Below are 17,793 nucleotides of genomic sequence, written 5' to 3'. Positions count from 1 at the left end.
GCTGTCTTCTCGCTGCGGGATCTTTTTCCCAAGTGGCTCCGCCACGAGGGAAAAAGCTGTCCTCGCGAGAAGACAGCTGAGAACCCGCCGGTGAGCGGCTTTTCGACGTGGGCTATGCGCTGACGCGCATACAGGCACGGCCTATGGCCGCAAGGCAGACTTCGCTCGCTCGTCCACTGCACGGCTTCGCCGCGAGGCACGGCCTTCGGCCAGCGGGGGTGTGGTGGGAGGGGCGGCTGCGGGGTGGGATTCCGCTGCTTGGTCTTCGGGGCCGTTCTGTGGGTCAGAAGGCGAGGGGGCCGCCGACGATGGTGACGGCTACTGCCATCAGGACCAGGCCGAAGCCGCCGTAGAGGATGAGGTCGACCGTGCGGGAGCGCACTGCGAGCAGGCCCACCTGGTCGCGCGTCAAGAACGCTCGTGCCGCCGCCGCTAGCAGCAGCGCCAGGCTCAGCAGCATCGAACCCTCGCGCCAGGCGTGCATCGCCACCCGCAGGAAACCGATCGCCGCGACCAGCAGCACCAGTGCGAACGGCACGTGCACCGCCCACTTCGATCGATCACCGAAGCGTTCGTTCATGCCGGCCTCCCACGCTTGCCCGAAGTGCCGGGTAATCGTAGAGCCCAGCCCGCGATGACCGTCCGAACCTTCAGCCGACATGGCGCTCCGCGGCCTCCACGACGTTGGTGAGCAGCATGGCCCGGGTCATCGGCCCCACCCCGCCGGGGTTCGGCGACAAGTGCCCGGCGATCTCGGCGACCTCGGGGTGCACGTCCCCGGCGATGCCCTCGTCGGTGCGCGTGACGCCGACGTCGAGCACCGCGGCGCCGGGCTTGACCATGTCCGGGGTGATCAGGTGCGGCCGGCCCGCGGCGGCCACCACGACGTCCGCGCGGCGCACCTCCGCGGCCAGGTCCGGAGTGCCCGTGTGGCACAGGGTCACCGTGGCGTTCTCGCTGCGCCGGGTCAGCAGCAGCCCCAGCGGGCGCCCCACGGTGATGCCGCGGCCGACGACGGCGACGTGCGCGCCGTCCAGCGCGACCTCGTGGCGCCGCAGCAGCTCCACGATGCCGCGCGGCGTGCACGGCAGCGGCGCCGGTTCGCCGAGGACCAGGCGGCCCAGGCTGATCGGGTGCAGGCCGTCGGCGTCCTTGTCCGGCGCGACCCGCTCCAGCAGCGGACCGGCGTCGAGGTGCGCGGGCAGCGGGAGCTGCACGATGTAGCCGGTGCAGGCGGGGTCGCCGTTGAGGTCGTCGAGCACCGCCTCCAGCTCGCCCTGGGTGCTCTCGGCCGGGAGGTCGCGGCGCAACGAGGCGATGCCGAGCTTCGCGCAGTCGTTGTGCTTGCCGCGCACGTACGACTGCGAGCCCGGGTCGTCACCGACCAGCACCGTCCCCAGTCCGGGAGTGACGCCGCGCTCGGCGAGCCGGGCGACGCGCGTCCGCAGCTCGTCGTAGATCGCGTTCTTGGTGGCCTTGCCGTCCAGGATCGTGGCGCTCACGGTGCCAATCGTGGCAGACGTGGCCCCGGCCGGATCACCGGCCGTCCGGCCCGTGCTCAGGCGCGCGCGGTGCGATCCGGGATGGAGGCGACGGCAACCGCGACGAAGGTGAGCCCGACGCCGATCACCGTGGTCACCGGGACCGCGGTGCCGGGCGCGGGCACGAACAGGTCGAGCAGCAGCGCGCCGAGCAGCTGCCCGGCCACCATGCCCATGCTCAGCACCAGGACCCCCGTGCGGTGCACCAGCGCCGCCGCGCCACCGATCACGAAGATGCCCAGCACCCCGCCGATGTAGAGCCACGGCTGCGCGGGCAGCCCGGACGGCAGGCCGCGCGCCGCGACCTCCACCAGCCAGGCCAGCAGCAGCCCCACCGCGCCGACCCCGAAGTTGATCACCGCGGCGGCGGCAGGGGACCCCGCGGTCTGCTTCACCCGCCCGTTCACCGCCTGCTGCCACGCCACGCCGATGCCGGCCAGCGCGGGCACCAGGATCAGCCAGCTCGCGCCCGACCCGGTCAGCTCGTCCCACACGGCCACGAGCACCGCGATCACCGCCAGCACCGCGCCCACCACGCGCGGCGAGGTCACCCGCTGCGGCCCGGCCGGGCCGAGCCCGACCCGGTCGACGACCAACCCGCTGCCGACCTGGCCCGCCACCACGGCCACCGTGAACAGCGCGACGCCCAGCGCCGCCGCCGACAGGCCCTGGCCGAACACGAGGAACCCGCCCGCGACCCCGCCGAGGCACTGCCACCAGCGCAGCCCTCCCCCGCGCAGCGCGTCGCGCACCGCGCGCAGGCCCGCCCGCGCCACCGGCATGAACGACGTCGCGATCAGCAGCACGACGAGCCCCGAGCCGAACGAGATCAGCGCCGCCGCGAGCCCGTCGTGCAGCTGCGCGCCGAGCGCGCCGTTGAGCCGCGACTGCACCGCCAGCACCACGCCGACGACGACGGCGCCCAGCATGCCGAGGCCTCGGCTGCGCGCGGCGGAACGGGAACCGGAATCGGGTTGAGCGCTCACGTGGCGGCAGTCTCCTCCGCGCACGGCGCCGGACGCGAGTTCCGGACGCTGGGGTGTGCCACGAGGCACACCGCCACCGCCGCCAGCACCGCCCCCATCGCGGCGGCCGCGGCCGGGCCGGACACGTCCAGCAACGCGCCCGTCGCGGGCGCCGCGATCGCCGAGCCGACCATGCCCGCGCTGGCCAGCCAGCCGAACGCCTCCGCCCGCCGCCCCTCCGGCGCGAGCTCGCCGAGCCGCGCGTTGGTCGCCGCGAACATCGGCGCGATCGCCAGCCCGCCCACCAGCAGCACCGCCGTCACCAGCCACGGCGAGCCGGGAACGGCCACCGGCGGCAGCACCGGGACGAGCGCGACGATGCCCGCGACGGCCAGCGCGCCGCGCAACCACACCCGCGGCCGACCGGCCGCCGCGCCCAGCAGCAGCCCGCCGACCAGCGAGCCGATCGCCCACGCCGCCGCCAGGTAGCCCGCCAGCTCCGGGGTGCCGCGCTCCCGCGCCCAGCCGACGATCAGCAGGTCCACGGTGATCACACCGCCGATCATCAGGCAGCCGAAGCCGAGCAGGAGACCGAAGCCCGGCGCCGCGAGCAACGACGCCCCGCCCCGGTCCGCCACCTCCGGCGGCACCGCCCGCAGCCCGGCCCGCCGCAGCGTCGCGGCGAACACGGCTGCACCGAGCGCGCCGAACGCGCCGCACCACAGGGTCGCCGCGAACGCGCCCTGCGCGGCCACGGCGAACGCGGCGAGGATCGGGGCGGCCACAAAAAGCAGCTCCTGCGCGGTCGCCTCGACGGCGAACGCCGCCTGCCGGGCGGGGCCGTCGGCGATCCGCACCCACATGGCCCGCCCGACCTGCCCGGAAGGCGGGAACGACAACCCCGTGGCGAACGCCACGGGCAGCAGCAGCCACCACCACGACGCGGGCAACCAGCCGCCCGGCCGCGCGAGCAGCGCGATCAGCCCCAGCCCGAGCCCGTAACCGCAGCCCGTGATCAGCAGCACCTTCGACGGCCCCGACCGGTCCGCGGCGCGACCCCGGAACGGTCCGGCGACGGCCTGACCGACGGTGATCGCGCCGCCGACGACGCCACCCGCCGCGTACGACCCGGTCCAGTCCGCGATCAGGAAGGTGAGCACCAGGTTGATCGCCGGTTGGTGCAGCCGCGCCAGCAGGCAGGCGCCGAGCAGCGCGAAGGCGTGCGGGACCTGGGCGAGCAGCAGGTAGGGGCGCAGCACTCGGATCACTGTGCCGGGGCGCACCTGTGACGGCCACCGAATTATCGTTCACCGGATCACACCTGGTGGTGTGATGTCGCTCGGAGCATCCACAAGGCAGGCTTTGGAGCTCGGAACAGCCCACCCGACGATCACCGCCGAGCTCACGGCGCCGAACCATTGCACCGAACTCACCCGGGAAGACACACCACGATCGACCCTTCGAGTAGCGTTTTCGCGGGGTGGGGTCGGTGTGCCTGGATGAGAGGGGGAGGATGTCACCCATGTCGCGTCCGACAGCGATCAGTCCGGAAGAGCAGGAACAGATAGCCCGCAGGATCGGCGTCCTGCTGTTGCAGGCCGCACCTGAGGACTGGCAGCAGATCACGGTCGAGTACCGCGCCACGGGCGAGTACCAGGATCTGCTCGGGGAGGTCGCCGCCCAGGACGGGGGCACCGAACCGTGGGAGCCGCCCGAAGAACTATGGGCGATCTTCGAGCACCTCCGCGAGGGCATGTACCGGCCCGATGTGGGTACCTGGCTCAGCGCGCTCTACGTGGTGGAGCGGCCGTCGAGCTACCGCATCGACATCAACTTCGACGCCGAGCCGCAGTGGCAGCGCCCGCTGCCGCGCGCCGCGTACGTCGACGAGCTGCGCCGCTACCCGCGCACCGACGACAACGTGCCGGACTGGATGCGGGGGAAGCTGGACGCCGCGACCGCCCCGGCGGACCCGGCCGGTCCCGGACCGGCCCAGCAGCAGGCGCCCGCCCCCCAGGCGCCGGCCGCGCAGGCTCCGGTCGCACCGCAGCCGACGGGACAGGTGCCCGCCGCCCAGGAACGCCCCGCCCCGGAACAGGCCGGGCCCGAGCTGCCGGTGCGGGAACCGTCCCGTCCCGAGCAGCACGCCCCGGAGCAGGCTCCCGCGTTCGGCGCCGCCGCCGAGCAGGCCCGCCCCGAGCCGCCCGAAACGTCCACTTCGGACGAACCGGGCGCCGGGTTCCGCACGGCGCTGGTGTTCGACGACTTCGACGAGCAGGGGCGCCCGCTGGTGGCGACCCGCGCGCCGGTGCACCAGGACGAGGTCGGCGCGCTGCGCCACTACCTGGAGAACGCGCCGATCGTGCTCGCCTCGCGCGACAACGACGACGACCTGCTCGACCCGAACGCGCCCGCATCGGTGCCCTCCACCTGGCACACCGACGGCGTGTGGGTGTGGCCGGGCGCGGTCCCGTACTACCTGGTGCAGTACGGCGTGCCGCCGCAGCCGGAGCTCGTCGAGCACGTCCGCTCCCGCCGGTTCGCCCTCGCCGAGGTCGACGACCGCACTCGGGACGCGGCCGTGCGCGAGCTGTTCGACCAGCCGGACTTCGACCAGGCCGACGCGACCGGCCAAGCCGGCTACGACGACCAGGCCACCGGCGAGACGCCGCGCGTGGAGGAGGACTTCGCGGTGCGGCTGCCCGCGCCCGCCCAGGCGCGCGAGGACTCCCCGGCCGAGTCGTGGCAGGACGCCCCCGCCGACGCGAACGCGTTCGCGGCTCCCCGCCCCGACACCGGCTTCGCGGCGAGCACTCCGCTGCTCACCCACCGCGACGAGCTCTCCGAGCAGGCCCCGGCCGAGGCGGACCTGCCGCTGCTCACCCACGATTCGGAGCCGCTGATCGACCACGACGCGGAACGCGTCGAGCAGGCTCCGGCCGGGCTGGACCTGGGCGACGCGGACGAGGAACCCGGGTCGCGCCACGGCGTCGACGCCGACGAGGACCTCGACGAGACGCAGGCGATCCTGGCGCGGCTGCACGACCGGCTCACCGAGCTGGGCGTCGACGGCCACGAGTACCGCATCGGCAGCCACTCCGCCGACGCGCGCTGCCTGCTGCGCGACGAACCCGGCTGGGTCGTCACCGCGGGCGAGGACGACCTGCACGGCGACCTGCACTTCGAGCACGCCGATCAGGCGGCGGCGTTCCTGCTCGGCAGCCTGCTGCTGTCCAGCACGGCGCCGCTGCCCGCCGCCGAGGACCAGCGGCGGCGTTCGCTGCCGGAGGCCGCGGTGGACGCGCCGGAGGTTCCGGAACCGTCCGCGCCCGAGCCCGACGTGGCCCGCGCCGCGGAGCCGGAAGCCGAGGCCCCCGCCGCCGTCGGCGGTGCCGCGCTGGTCTCCGGTGCCGCCGCGGGATTCGCCGCCTCGTCCGACGAGCGCAGCGGGTCCGGCGGGTCCGGTGGGTTCGCCGCGTTCGGCAGCACGCCCGAATCCCCTGCCGACGGCCTGTTCAAGGACCACCGGGAGGAGCCGGACGACGCCGCGGCCGAGCCCGCCGAGTTCGAGACCGCGGGTGCCGAGTCCGGCCCGGCGGAGGACCGCTCGGCAGGCGCTCAGCGCGAAGCGGCGAACGCCGAACCGGACGCGGGGGCCGAGGCCCAGCGCGCCCCGATCGGTGACCTGCCTCGCCGCGGCAGCACCCCGCCCGAGCCGGCGCAGCGCCAGCCCGAGGCGGGCACCGGCGGGCACTTCCTGTTCACCGCGAACCAGGGACCGGCCGAGGCGGAATCCGCCGACGGCGGCGACTTCCAGACCGCCGCCGCTCCCGACGCGGAGGCGACCCGGTTCCAGCCGCTGCCGACGGTGCAGCCCGGCTCGAACGTCAACGGCGCCGCCCCCAACGGCGCGGCCTCCAACGGCGCGGCGCCGAACGGTTTCGCCCCGACCCCGCAGGGCCCCGGTCAAGGCCAGGCGCCGCAGGGGCCGGGCGGACCGCAGGGCCCCGGCCCGCAGCAAGGCCCCGGTGGCCAGCAGGCACCGGCGAACCAGCCGTTGCCGCAGCGCGGCGGTCCGCGCCCCGAGCAGGACCCGGCCGGACGCCCGCCCGCGGGCGGCCCCGGACCGCAGGGCCCGCACGGCGGCCCGGGTGCCGCTCCGACCGGGGGCGCCGAGCGCCGTCCCGGCCCGCCCGGACCCGGCATGGCCGGTCCGCCGCGGCAGGGACCGGGCCCGCAGGGACCGCAGGGCGAGCCGCAGGGCCGCCCCGGCGGGCCGATCAAGCGCCCGCCGCAGAACGGCCCGGGTGAGCAGCAGCAGCCGCACCCCCAGCAACAGCAGCAGCCGGCCGGGAACATCCAGCCGCTGCGCGGCGAACCGCCGTTGACGCTGTACCGGGACCGGCGGACCCTCGTGCTGCAGCCCGGCACCGAGCTGGACCGCTTCGGCGACCCGGCGGGCAACGTCACCTACGCCGCGCACACGCCGTACAGCCAGCGTTCGCTGCCGCCGCAGTGGTCCACCCGCCAGTACGCGGCGTTCCGCGTGCAGCGGCCGGTGCAGGCGCTGCGCGGCACGGCGGTCCCGTGGTTCGAGCAGCCCGGCGGCGGCACCGCCTACGTGCTGCCCGGTTCGGTGAACGACCTCCTCGCCGACGGCACCTTGCAGGAGATCAACGACGCCCAGCGCCCACCGAACGAATAACCCAGCAGCACAACGAGAACCGGCACCGCCTTGGGGCGATGCCGGTTCTTTCTTGCCTTAAAACCCCAGCGCCGTAAGGACGAAACGAGCAAGCCCGCCGCACCCCGGCCAACCCGCGCAGCGTGCGCCGAGGCCCCACCTGCCCACAACCGAAAGCCGTGCCCTAGCGGCGAAAGCCGTGCCTCAGGCGGGCGAAGCCGTGCAGTGGGCGGGCGAAGCCACGCTTGCTTTGCGGCGTAGCCGTGCCTGTGGGCGGGCGAAGCCACGCAGTGGGCGGGCGAAGCCACGCTTGCTTTGCGGCGTAGCCGTGCCTGTGGGCGGGCGAAGCCACGCCTGCTTTGCGGCGTAGCCGTGCCTGTATGTGCGAAGCACATAGCCCACGTCAAAAAGGTGACAACCCGCGGGTTCTCAGCCGGTCTCTCGCGAGGACAGCTTTTTCCCTCGTGGCGGAGCCACTAGGGAAAAAGATCCCGCAGCGAGAGACCGGCTGAGGTTCCGCCACCCGACCCCCAAAGCAAAACGACCGGCTCACTCCACGCGAAGCCCCATCGACGTGGCGAAGGCTAGGGCTGTTTGCATGTCTACTCGTGCTCCGGTGAGGGAGCTCTGCGCTAGGCCGTCCGCGTCGATGCGGGCTCCGCGCAGGTCGGCGTCGTCGAGCTTCGTGCCGAGCAGCCGCGCGCCGACCAGGTCCGCGTCCCGGAGGTCGCAGCGGCGCAGGTCGGCTTCGCTGAGGTTGGCCTCCCGGAACCGGATGCCGCGCAGGTCGACCTTGCGCAGGTCGGCGCGGCCCATCCCGGCCAGCGTCAGGTCCGTCTCGCGCAGCACCCACTGCCGCAATCTGCAGTCCATGAACGACGATCCGAGCAGGCTGCACCCGTCGAAGCTGGAATCGCGCAGCACCGCGCGGGTGAACCGGCACGATCGGAAGGCGGTCGCCCGATGCCGCGACTCGGCGAAATCGGTGCGGGTGAAGGTGCATTCGGTGAACACGCAGTTGCGCGTGCGCAACGCGCCGAGGTCGGCGTCGGTGAAATCGCACTGCTCGAATTCCCGGCCGTCCCATTCCGCACCGGTCAGGACCGCGTCGGTGAAATCCTCGCCGATGGTGCGTTGCGCCTCTGCCATGCGCCCAGCTTCGCAGAGCGCGCTCGGAACCGGACCGGTCACCCGTGGTCGTCGCAGTGCGCTGGGGGTGCTCCGAGCGGTGCAGCGGGGTGCGCGGATGAGAATTGATCAGATCGGCGGTTGCAATCCCGGCAACCGGCCCGCTCCGCCGCAATGGGGGCAGCTGCGCCACTCGCCCATCGACATGCCCGTCTCGGTCTCCCGCGTGGCTTGGATGACGTACAGGCGCGGTTCACTCACTTTGCGGAACCCCGCGCAGCTAAAGCACACGGTGTTCGGCCCTTGCTCGAATCCAGGCCCGTCCTCGCTCATGCCGACATCTTCACACGGACGGCCGATCCGTGAGACCGGATCAAGATCGCCCGCATTCGAGTCCACCATTCGGCGGAGCGGAAGAAAGATTAATCCGGCCGAGAATGAATGGCGGTTACGGAACGACCACCACGGGACGCACCGCTTCCACGACGAGCGTCGCGGGAACGGTACCGAGGAGTCCGCCGCGCCGCCGGGACCGGCCCACGACGATCAGGTCGGCCCGGTACTGCTCGGCGACCTGCTCCAGGCCCACCGCCGGATCACCGCGGTGGTGCACGAAGTCCCAGTCGATGTCGATGTAGCGCAGGTGCGCCACGACCTCCTTCTTCAACTCCTCGACGAGGCTTTCGGCGGCTTCGCTGGCCACCGCGACCCCCATCGGGGACCAGTAGGCCACCCCGCCCACCGCCTCGACGTACACCAGGACCAGGCGCGCGCGTTCGCGACGGGCCAGTCCGGCCGCCCACGCGGCGGCGTGGAAGCTCGCGGGGCTGCCGTCCATTCCGACGACGATGCCGCCCAGCCCGTCTTTCCCGATTTCGAACTCACGCTCGGTCTTGTCGCCTTCGGCCACGCCGGAATGGTAGTAGCAGGCCCGCCACGTCCCGACGACCATGCGCCACACTCGGGGCGTGACGACCTATCGCAGCAGCTTCGAGCACGGCGAATCCGCGCACTCCGAGGTCGAGCGCCGGGCGCTGGACGCGGTCGACCTCGACGGAATCCTCCAGGACCTGCGGGAACTCGTCGCCATCCCCAGCGTCGGCGGCACCACCGGCGAGCAGGACGCGCAGCAGTGGTGCGCCGACCGGCTCCGCGGCCTCGGGCACCGGGTGGACCACTGGCGGATCGATCTCGACGAGCTCACCGCGCAGCCCGGCTTCCCCGGTCAGGAAGCGCAGCGGGACGCGGCCTACGGGTGCGTCGGCGTCGCGGGCGACGGTGATCCGGCGCTGGTGTTCTGCGGGCACACCGACGTCGTGCCGCCCGGCGACCTGGATCGCTGGCCCGATCGCGACCCGTACGCGCTGCGCGTGCGCGACGGCATCGCCGCCGGGCGCGGTACCTGCGACATGAAGGGCGGCATCGCGGCGTTCCTCGGCGCGCTGCAAGCGCTGCGCACGGCGGGGATCTCGCTGCGGCGGCCCGTCGGGGTGCACGCGGTGGTCGGCGAGGAGGACGGCGGGCTCGGCGCGTTCGCGACCTTGCGGCGCGGGCACCGGGCCGCGGCGTGCGTGCTCGCCGAACCCAGCGGGGGCACCATCGTCGCCGCCAACGGCGGATCGCTCACGTTCCGGCTGGAGATCAGCGGTCAGAGCACGCACGGCTCCACCCGGCTGCGCGGGGTGAACGCCGTCGACGGGCTGGCCGGGCTGCTGCCCGCGCTGCGGGAGCTGGAGGCGCGGCGCAACGCCGACCCGGACCCGCTCGTCGCGCACCTGGAACTGCCGTACCCGCTGTCGGTGGGTGTGGTCCGGGCCGGGGACTGGGCCAGCACGGTGCCCGACCTCGCCGTCGCCGAGGGCCGGTACGGGGTGCGGCTGGACGAGGACCTCGCGCAGGCGAAGGAGGAGTTCACCACCGCCATCGCGCGGGCCTGCGCCGACGACCCGTGGTTCGCGGAGCACCCGGTGCGGGTGAGCTGGCCCGGCGGCGTGTTCGCCAGCGGGCGGCTACCGAAGGGGCATCCGCTGCTGGAGGAGACCCGCGGCGCGGTGCTCGACGCCGGTGGCGCCGAGCCCGCGGTGCTGGGCGCCCCGTACGGCACCGACCTCCGGCAGTACGCCGCGGCCGGCGTCCCGACGCTGCAGTTCGGCCCCGGCGACATCGGCTACGCCCACGCCCACGACGAGCAGGTCTCCGTGGCCGAGCTGGAGCAGGTGGCGCGCACCTACGTCCTGCTCGCCCTCCGCCGCTGCGGCACGACCTGACCCCGCCCCGAAAGCACCACCCCTGTGCACAACTCCACGATCAAGGCCCCCGAAACACCCCCGCCCACCCGGCCACACCTTGTTCAACCACCCGCAATTTCGCGAGAATTTGCGAGGCAGCACCGACCGGCCCACCCGGAACTTCCACCCGAAACCGCAGATCAGTGGGCTATTGAGTGATCTTCGGTGGCGGTGGGGCGTTTCAATTTCTCGCGAAATTGCTGGAGTTGTCCACAGGGGCGTGAGGTGTCCACAGGGCGTGGGGTCAGAGGGCGGGGTCAGCAGAAGTCTCGGGAGGTGGAGGGGACTCGCATGTCGAGGCGCTGGAGGCGGTCGGCTCGGAGGTTCACGACGCCCTCGGTGCGCTCCACCGTCCCGCGGACCAGCAGCGCGGCACTGCCGCGGGCCACCGAGCGGTAGCGCGCCCACAGCCCCGGCGAGCACACCACGTTGATCATCCCGGTCTCGTCCTCCATGTTCAGGAAGGTGATGCCGCCCGCCGTGGCCGGGCGCTGCCGGTGCGTCACCGCACCCCCGACCAGCACCCGGCTCCCGTGCTCCACATCGGACAGACCGGCGGCCGGGACCGCCCCCAGCTCGTCCAGCCGGGAACGCAGGAACTGCACCGGGAAGCTGTCCGGGGACACCCCCGTCGCCCACACGTCCGCGGCCGCCAGCTCCACCCCGTCCATGCCGGGCAGCACCGGAGCCGCCGCCGTCACCGTCGTGCCCGGCAACCGGTCCGGACGGTCCCCGGCGGCGGCCGCCGCGTTCCACAACGCCTCCCTGCGGGACAAGCCGAAGCAGCCGAACGCCCCCGCCGTGGCCAGCGCCTCCATCTGCGGCGCCGTCAACGACACCCGCCGCGCCACGTCCACCAGATCCGCGAACGGGCCGTGCTCGGCGCGCTCGGCCATCAGCCGCTCCGCGACGCCCTCGCCGACGGTGCGCACCGACGCCAACCCCAGCCGCACCGCCTTCCCACCGTCCGACTCCGGGTCCGCCTCCAGGTCAGCCCGCACCCGGCTCGCGTTCACGTCCGGCCCGAACACCCGGACCCCGTGCCTGCGCGCGTCCGCGGCCAGCGACTGCGGCGAGTAGAACCCCATCGGCTGCGCCTTGAGCAACGCCGAGCAGAACGCCGCCGGGTAGTAGCGCTTGAACCAGGCGCTGGCGAACACGAGCAGCGCGAAGCTCAACGCGTGGCTCTCCGGGAAGCCGTAGTTGGCGAACGCCAGCAGCCGCGCGTACACCCGCTCCCCCAGCTCCTCGCCGATGCCGTTGGCCGCCATCCCCTCGAACAACCGGTCCCGCAGCCGCCGCATCCGCTCCCCGGAGCGCTTCGCGCCCATCGCCCGGCGCAGCTCGTCGGCCTCCGCCGCGGAGAAGCCCGCGACGTCCACCGCCAGCTGCATCAGCTGCTCCTGGAACAGCGGGACGCCCAAGGTCTTCGCCAGCGCGCCCTCCATCAGCGGGTGCTCGTACTCCCACTCCTCCAGGCCGTTGCGGCGGCGGATGTAGGGGTGCACCGAGCCGCCCTGGATCGGACCGGGTCGGATCAGCGCCACCTCCACCACCAAGTCGTAGAACTCCCGCGGCTTCAACCTCGGCAACGTCGCCAGCTGGGCCCGGCTCTCCACCTGGAACACGCCGATCGCGTCGGCGCGGCGCAGCATCTCGTACACCGCGTCGTCGGCCAGGTCCAGCTCACCCAGGTCGACGCGGCGGCCGTGGTGCTCGGCGACCAGGTCGATCGCGTAGTGCAGCGCCGAGAGCATGCCCAGGCCCAGCAGGTCGAACTTCACCAGGCCCGCCGCGGCGCAGTCGTCCTTGTCCCACTGCAGCACCGTGCGGCCCGGCATCCGCGCCCACTCCACCGGGCACACCTCGCTCACCGGCTGGTGGCAGAGCACCATGCCGCCGGAGTGGATGCCCAGGTGCCGGGGGAACCCGATGAGCTCGTTCGCCAGCTCCGTCACCTGGCTCGGGATCTCGTCGTCCGGGGGCAGCTCGTGCCAGCTCTCCACCTGCTTGCTCCACGCGTCCTGCTGCCCCGGCGAATGCCCCAGCGCCCGCGCCACGTCGCGCACCGCCGACTTCGGCCGGTACGAGATCACGTTCGCCACCTGCGCGGCGTGCGTGCGGCCGTGCTTGCGGTAGACGTACTGGATCACCTCTTCGCGGCGGTCCGACTCGATGTCCAGGTCGATGTCCGGCGGGCCGTCCCGCTCCGGCGCCAGGAACCGCTCGAACAGCAGCTCGTAGCGCACCGGGTCCGCGTTGGTGATCCGCAGCGCGAAGCACACCGCCGAGTTCGCCGCCGAACCCCGGCCCTGGCACAAGATGTCCTGCTCCTGGCAGAACCGCACGATGTCCTGCACCACCAGGAAATAACCGGGGAAGTCCAGCTGTTCGATCACCGCCAGCTCGTGCTCCAGCTGCCGGTAGGCGGCCGGGCTCCGCTGCGGCGGGCCGTAGCGGTCCAGCGCTCCCCGCATCGTCAGCTCCCGCAGGTGCCCCGCCTCGGTGCGCCCCGGCGGGACGTCGAACGGCGGCAGCCGCGGCGCCACCAGGCGCAGGTCGAACGCGCACTCCCGGCCCAGTTCCGCGGCGGCGGCCACCACGCCCGGGTAGCGGGCGAACCGGCGCTCCATCTCCGCCCCGGAACGCAGGTGCGCCGCCGCCGACGGCGGCAGCCAGCCGTCCATCGCGTCCAGGCTGCTGCGCGCGCGGATCGCCGCCAGCACCGACGCGACCCGCTCCCGGCTGGGGGTGGCCAGGTGCGCCGCCGTGGACGCCACCGCCCGCAGGTCGTGGCGCCGCGCCAGCTCGTACAGCGCGTCGTTGCGCACCGAATCCTCCGGAGCTCCGTGATCGGTCAGCTCCACCGCCACGTTGTCCGCGCCGAACAGCGCCACCAACCGGTCCAGTTCCGCCGACGCCGCCGACATCCCGCCGGACTCCCACGCCGAGCGCACCGCGCCCTTGCGGCAGCCGGTCAGCACCAGCCAGTGGCCCGCGGCCTCCGCGGCGAGTTCCGCCAAGTCGTACTGCGGCCGGCCCTTCTCCTGCCCGCGCAGCTGCGCGGTGCTGATCGCCCGGCACAACCGGCCGTAGCCCGCCGGGTCGCGGGCCAGCACCAGCAGGTGCCGGTCCGGCGGGTCCGGTTCCCCGGTGCGCCCGCTCGCCCGCCCGCCCGCCGGGCCGAGGCTCAGCTCGGAGCCGAACAGGGTGCGCATGCCGTGTTCGGCGGCGGCCTCCGCGAAGCGCACCACCCCGTACATGCCGTCGTGGTCGGTCAGCGCCACCGATTCCAGCCCGAGCCGGGCCGCTTCGGCGACCAGTTCCTCCGGGTAGCTCGCGCCGTCGAGGAAGCTGAAGTGCGAGTGCGCGTGCAGTTCGGCGTACGGCACCGCCGCGACGGCGGGTTCACCGCCGCCCGCGTAGGGCGCGCGGGCCCGGGTCCAGGCCGGGCTGTCCCCGCCGTCGCCGGGGAAGGACTCGTCGCGCGGCAGGGTTCCCTTGCCGGACAACGCCTTTTCCAGTTCCGACCAGGACTGCGGCGGATTGAACCAGCTCACCTGTACACCCCTTGCACCCACCACTCGTCGTTCTCGTGCACCAGCAGCAGGGCTACTTCGCCCTGCTCATCGGGATCTCCGCCCGCCGCGGCCTGCGGCCCGCCGGTGGCCCCGGAGCCAGGCGAGTTCGCATCGAACTCCGCCCCGGACCCGTCGTCCGGGCGCGAGGAGCGGCCGCCCCGGTCGTGCGCACCAGGTCCGGCCGGTTCCGCGTGCCGGTGCCCGCGTCCGGGCGACGGCCGCTGCGGGGCCCGACCGCTCGGCAGGTTCCGGACCGGCGCGACGGTGCCCGGCTCCGCGCGGCCGGTCTCCCCGGCCGGGGCCAGCACGACCTGCATCCGCGCCACCGTTCCCGGCGAGACACCTGCCCCCGCCACCTCCGGCCCGGCACCCGAGGCGGACGCCGCCGGACCCGCCGCGTCCGGGGCGCCGCGAGGCGGGTCCCACCAGCGCTCCCGCAGCGGCCACGGCCCGGCCCAGCCGACCACCGTCCGCGCGCGTCCCCGCACCAGCACCCGGTGCGGCGGTGCGGTCAGCTCCAGCCGGGAGGTGATCCGCACCGGCTCTCCCGCCGCGTCCAGGACCGTCGCGGGCCACGGCGACTCGGGCAGCACCGACGGCGACGGCGCCGGAATCCGCCCCGGCCACGGCCGATCCGGTTCCCGCTGCGGGCGACGCTCCGCGCCCCACGGCACCAGCGTCACCCGATCCCGCGCGTCCCGGCCGCCGGACGGGATTCCCACCAGCACCTGGTCCGGGCCGAGCAGACCTTGCACGCGCACGAACGCCCTGCCCGCACGAGCATCGGCTGCGCCGGTGGCCGAGCGCATCAGGTCCAGCTGGAGCCCGCCCGCGCCCACGACCTCCTCCGGGCACAGCTCCAGCACCGCCACCCCTGAGGTGGGGCGGGGTTCCCGCGAGCGGGCGCTGAGCCAGCCGTCGAGCTGCCAGCGCACCCGGTCCACGGTGTCGGCCGGGGTCAGCGGCTCCGCGCACCGCCACACCCGGTGCAGCTGTTCGCCGTTCTCGGTCCGCGCCGAGATGCCCAGCCGCGTGCAGGCGAGACCGCGCTCGCCCAGCAGCAGGTGCAGCCGTTCCGCCAGCGACTTCGCGGCGAACGCGGCGGCGTCCACCCGGTCCACCGGTGGATCCAGCCGCTCGGTGACCGCCAGCTCCGGCGGCGGGCGCCGCCGATCCGGCGGGCGTTCTTCCTCGCCGCGCGCGGCGCGCTGAGCCAGCAGCGCATCTGCGCCGAAGCGGGTCGCGACGTCACCGGGCACCAGCGCGGCGAACTCGCCGAGCGTGCGGATGCCCAAGCGGCGCAGCAGATCCACCAGTTCCGCCCGGTCCGTCGTGAGCCGCTGCGCGGGCTGGTCGATCTCGGCGATGTCGAGCGGGGCGAGGAACTCCCGGCTCCCGCCCGCTGCCACCAGCACTCCGCGCCGAGCCGCGAGCACTCCGGCGAACAGCCCGTCGGCCGCTCCCACCTGGCATTCCACCCCGGCTCGCGCGGCGACCTGGTCGACCAGCCGTTCCGCGGCGGCGTCCTCCGACCCGAAGTACCGCGCCGGCCCGCGTGCCGGGACCGCCACCAGCCCCGGGCGCACGATCTCCACGCCGGGCGTGAGCTGCTCCACCGCCGCCACGACCGGCTCGAACAGCCGCGCGTCCCGCGCGGGGTCGTGCTCGGACACCGCGAGCTCCGGGCACCGCCCCTGCGCTTCCCGGCGCCGCATCCCGCGCCGCACTCCGGCGTCCCGCGCCGTCGCCGAACAGGCCAACACCCGGTTCGCGCTGAACACCGCGGCGGGTGCCAGCGGGCCGAGCCCGTCGGCCAGCGCCGCGGCGACCACCGGCCAATCCGGGCACCACACGAGGAACCGCCGCACCGCGCGACCGGGCCGCGCATCCGGCTCCACCGCGCCCGGATCGGCGAAGCCCTCCACTGCCCGGCCGGGAGAGGAACGGCCCGCGACGTCATCCGGCACGGTCGCCACCCGCCACCGAACGCAGCGCCCCGCGTCCTCGGTCGGTCCGCGCGGAGCCGCCCGGCATTCCCGGGACCACCCAGCCGTCCGAAGCGTCCGGACCGCTTCCGCCCTCCGCGCCTCGACCGGCCAGGCCGTCCTGCCCGTCGCCCGGAATCCGGACCGGCGGCTCACCGACCTCCGCGTCCGGCACCGGCGACGCCACCGGTCCACCTCGGCCCGGCAAGAGCAACCGGCACGAACGCGGCCGGGAAGCCGCGCCTCGACCGCTCGCCCCCACCGTGATCTCCCGCTCCCGCAGGTGACCATGGCCCTGCCCGAGGCCGTGCCAGCGCGCCTGCGTGCAGCGCAACCGCACTTCGGCCCCCGGCCAGGAACCGAACGGCAGCAGCACCGCGCCACGGTGCCGAGCCCGCGTGGACAACCGGCGGGCATCGGCCTCGGTCACCAGCCCCGGTCGACCGACCACCACCAGGTCCACCCCGTCGAGCAAGGCTGAGATCACCGCGACCGGGTCGTCGCCCGGTCGCGGGACCAAGGCCAGCCGGGACAGCTCCACCCCGGCCTCGGCCGCCGCGGCCAGCCCGAGACCGGGCAGCCCGACCACGGCCGCCCAAGATCCCGCCGCCGTCGCCTCGGACAGCAAGGCGAACAGCAGCGAAGTCGATTCGTGCACCGCCACCGTGCTGCCACGGCGCAGGCCTGGCCATGGCAGCACGGCGGCGAATTCCGCCCGCGTGGGCAGCACCCGTCCCGCAACGGGATCGCCGCCCACCTCTGCGGCCGAGGAGGCCACGGACACCCCGTGAGCCGTGGCCACCCCGTCCAACGCCACCAAGGGCGTACTCGCGGACATCCGCTGTCTCCCCACCTCGTTCGCAGGGATGCCCGACCCCTTCTCGGGCATCCACGTCCGCTGTGGGGAGACAGCGGAGAGGTCGTGTCGTCTGCACCCGAACGACACCACCCCGTGGAGCAACCGCCCCCCGACGGCGATCGCTCCAGAGTTCTTCCAGTTCTTCCAGTCCTTCCGGCGGCCCCTCGCTCGCGGACCACCGCTGTTGCCGTTGCACCCCTTCCTCGACATCACCCGTTGACGATCACCCGTCGTTCCCGCACGCCCCCGCGACGCGGGGGAACCTCCGGATTCCAGCGGGCCGAGAACCCCGCGTCCCGGACCACCCAGGCCGTTCCCGGCCTTTTCCAGAGATCGAACTTGCGTTCGATTGACCTAAGTAAACCCTGGCCACGGCGCCGCCGTCAAGGCGTTCACACCAAAGAGCGAACACAAGTTCGATAACCGCAGGTCGACGTCGCACCGCCCCGTCCAAGCCCCCGGCCTCGCCCCGGACGGACCCATCCTGCACCCGAACACCGACAATCCCGCCCACGGCGAAGCCCCGCCCGGACGTCCCCGGCGCACGAAAAAGGGGCGGCACGGGATTCCCGTGCCGCCCCTCCCCGGAGCCCTTCTTCTCACCGCTTCCAATCAGCGGCGAAGCCGTGCCTGGCGGCCGAAGGCCGTGCCTTGGGCGGCGAAGCCCGCCTGCCTTGCGGCCGAAGGCCGTGCCTGTATTCGCGAAGCGAATAGCCCACGTCGAGAAGCCGCTCACCCGCGGGTTCTCAGCTTCCTTCTCGC

General features: G+C 74.0%; 12 protein-coding genes. 2 read left to right on the top strand and 10 right to left on the bottom strand.

Annotation, left to right across the window (positions count from 1 at the left end):
• Window positions 1–283: 283 nt before the first annotated feature.
• From ACWD38_RS27455 to ACWD38_RS27440, 4 genes are all read right to left on the bottom strand, one after another.
• Window positions 284–580 (bottom strand): DUF3017 domain-containing protein, encoded by a 297-nt coding sequence (locus tag ACWD38_RS27455; protein ID WP_184482941.1) that lies wholly within the window; start codon window positions 578–580, stop codon window positions 284–286.
• Window positions 581–650: 70 nt separating this feature from the next.
• Complete coding sequence (locus tag ACWD38_RS27450) at window positions 651–1,502, bottom strand: bifunctional methylenetetrahydrofolate dehydrogenase/methenyltetrahydrofolate cyclohydrolase (RefSeq protein ID WP_184482944.1); 852 nt, start codon at window positions 1,500–1,502, stop codon at window positions 651–653.
• Window positions 1,503–1,558: 56 nt separating this feature from the next.
• Window positions 1,559–2,527: a DMT family transporter gene (locus ACWD38_RS27445; RefSeq protein ID WP_343071589.1), complete on the bottom strand. Its 969-nt coding sequence runs from the start codon at window positions 2,525–2,527 to the stop codon at window positions 1,559–1,561.
• Window positions 2,524–3,765, bottom strand: a complete 1,242-nt coding sequence (locus ACWD38_RS27440) for an MFS transporter (RefSeq protein ID WP_184482947.1) — start codon at window positions 3,763–3,765, stop codon at window positions 2,524–2,526. Before ACWD38_RS27440 ends, ACWD38_RS27445 begins: the two co-directional genes overlap by 4 nt.
• 263 nt (window positions 3,766–4,028) lie before the next feature.
• On the opposite strand from ACWD38_RS27440, the gene ACWD38_RS27435 reads away from it, so the two are divergent.
• On the top strand, window positions 4,029–7,211 hold the full coding sequence (locus tag ACWD38_RS27435; protein ID WP_450125218.1) for a glycohydrolase toxin TNT-related protein: 3,183 nt from the start codon (window positions 4,029–4,031) through the stop codon (window positions 7,209–7,211).
• Between the two features lie 528 nt (window positions 7,212–7,739).
• Here the strand turns inward: ACWD38_RS27435 and ACWD38_RS27430 are convergent.
• From ACWD38_RS27430 to ACWD38_RS27420, 3 genes are all read right to left on the bottom strand, one after another.
• The gene (locus ACWD38_RS27430) at window positions 7,740–8,339 is read right to left on the bottom strand and encodes a pentapeptide repeat-containing protein (RefSeq protein WP_450125217.1); all 600 of its coding nucleotides are present in this window, start codon (window positions 8,337–8,339) and stop codon (window positions 7,740–7,742) included.
• A 108-nt stretch (window positions 8,340–8,447) separates the two neighbouring features.
• The gene (locus ACWD38_RS27425) at window positions 8,448–8,579 is read right to left on the bottom strand and encodes a hypothetical protein (RefSeq protein WP_281398368.1); all 132 of its coding nucleotides are present in this window, start codon (window positions 8,577–8,579) and stop codon (window positions 8,448–8,450) included.
• Window positions 8,580–8,766: 187 nt separating this feature from the next.
• The gene (locus ACWD38_RS27420; RefSeq protein ID WP_243791745.1) at window positions 8,767–9,228 is read right to left on the bottom strand and encodes a universal stress protein; all 462 of its coding nucleotides are present in this window, start codon (window positions 9,226–9,228) and stop codon (window positions 8,767–8,769) included.
• Window positions 9,229–9,286: 58 nt separating this feature from the next.
• Here ACWD38_RS27420 and ACWD38_RS27415 point away from each other — a divergent pair, with 58 nt between their 5' ends.
• Complete coding sequence (locus ACWD38_RS27415; RefSeq protein ID WP_343071590.1) at window positions 9,287–10,585, top strand: ArgE/DapE family deacylase; 1,299 nt, start codon at window positions 9,287–9,289, stop codon at window positions 10,583–10,585.
• A gap of 278 nt (window positions 10,586–10,863) precedes the next feature.
• Here ACWD38_RS27415 and ACWD38_RS27410 read toward each other — a convergent pair whose 3' ends face one another.
• The 3 genes from ACWD38_RS27410 to ACWD38_RS27400 form a co-directional block, all read right to left on the bottom strand.
• The gene (locus tag ACWD38_RS27410) at window positions 10,864–14,166 is read right to left on the bottom strand and encodes an error-prone DNA polymerase (RefSeq protein ID WP_450125216.1); all 3,303 of its coding nucleotides are present in this window, start codon (window positions 14,164–14,166) and stop codon (window positions 10,864–10,866) included.
• The gene (locus ACWD38_RS27405) at window positions 14,163–16,055 is read right to left on the bottom strand and encodes a DNA polymerase Y family protein (protein ID WP_450125219.1); all 1,893 of its coding nucleotides are present in this window, start codon (window positions 16,053–16,055) and stop codon (window positions 14,163–14,165) included. The genes ACWD38_RS27410 and ACWD38_RS27405 overlap by 4 nt, the downstream gene beginning before the upstream one ends.
• 88 nt (window positions 16,056–16,143) lie before the next feature.
• Window positions 16,144–17,010, bottom strand: a complete 867-nt coding sequence (locus ACWD38_RS27400) for a hypothetical protein (protein WP_246457096.1) — start codon at window positions 17,008–17,010, stop codon at window positions 16,144–16,146.
• Window positions 17,011–17,793: the final 783 nt, after the last annotated feature.

The sequence above is a fragment of the Saccharopolyspora sp. NPDC002578 genome (assembly GCF_053592695.1).
This window is presented reverse-complemented; position numbering and strand designations above follow the sequence as displayed.